Annotated in this window: 1 protein-coding gene; it reads left to right on the top strand. The window is 68.1% G+C overall.

The features are described from left to right. Positions 1-1,289, top strand: a 1,289-nt coding sequence (locus tag A5708_RS23345; RefSeq protein WP_231118000.1) for a condensation domain-containing protein, incomplete at both ends; no start/stop codon positions are given.

The following is a 1,289-nucleotide window of genomic DNA, read 5'->3' as shown; positions in this document are numbered from 1 at the left end:
GTGGTGCCGTTGTCGTTCGCCCAGCAGCGGTTGTGGTTCCTTGACCAGTTGCAGGGCCCCTCGCCGGTGTACAACATGGCGGCGGCATTGCGGCTGGGCGGCTACCTGGATGCCGAGGCGTTGGGTGCGGCGCTGGCCGACGTGGTGGCCCGTCAAGAGAGCCTGCGCACCCTGTTTGTGGCGCCCGAGGGGATCCCCCAGCAGAGGGTCGTTGCTGCCGAGCAGGTCGACGTGCATTGGGGTGTTGTCGAGGCCGCCGGCTGGTCGGCGGCCCGGCTGGACGAGGCCATCGGGGCGGTGGCCCGGCACAGCTTCGATCTGGCCGCTGAGATCCCTTTGCGGGCAACGCTTTTCCGTCTCACCGATGACGAGCATGTGCTGGTGGCCGTGGTGCACCACATCGCCGCCGACGGCTGGTCGATGACGCCGCTGATCCGGGATTTGGGCCAGGCCTATGCGGCCCGGCGCGGCGGGCACGCACCGCAATGGGCGCCGTTGACGGTGCAGTACATCGACTACACGCTGTGGCAGCGCACCCAGCTGGGCGATCTGGCCGATCCGCAAAGCCGCATCGGCGCGCAGCTGACCTATTGGGAACAGGCGCTGGCCGGCCTGCCCGAACGCCTGCACCTGCCCACCGATCGGCCGTACCCGGCGGTGGCCGATCAGCACGGCGCCACCGTGACGGTGGACTGGCCGGCCGAGCTGCAGCAGCAGATCGCCCGGGTGGCCCGCGCGCACAATGCGACCAGCTTCATGGTGGTGCAGGCCGCACTGGCGGTGCTGTTGTCCAAGATCAGCGCCAATTCCGATGTGGCGGTGGGCTTCCCGATCGCCGGGCGGGATGACCCGGCGCTCGATCAATTGGTGGGTTTTTTCGTCAACACCCTGGTGCTGCGAGTTGATCTAACGGGTGATCCGACCGTCGCCGAGCTGCTGGCCCAGGTCCGCGAGCGCAGCCTGGCCGCCTACGAACACCACGACGTGCCCTTCGAAGTCCTCGTCGAGCGTCTCAACCCGACCCGGAACCTGACCCACCATCCGCTGGTCCAAGTGGCGTTGGCCTGGCAGCAAGAGCCCGCGATGCCGGCCCTCGCAGGCTTGCAGGTCACGTCGCTGCCGGTGGATACCCGCACCGCGCGAATGGATTTGGCGTTCTCGTTGGCCGAACGCCTCACCGCAGCCGGTGAACCCGCCGGGATCGGCGGAGCGGTGGAATTCCGCACCGATGTGTTCGACCCCGACACCATCGAGACACTGACCGCACGATTGGAGCGGGTATTGGTGGC

The sequence above is a fragment of the Mycobacterium colombiense genome (genome assembly GCF_001672755.1).
Classification (GTDB): domain Bacteria; phylum Actinomycetota; class Actinomycetes; order Mycobacteriales; family Mycobacteriaceae; genus Mycobacterium; species Mycobacterium colombiense_C.
This window is presented reverse-complemented; position numbering and strand designations above follow the sequence as displayed.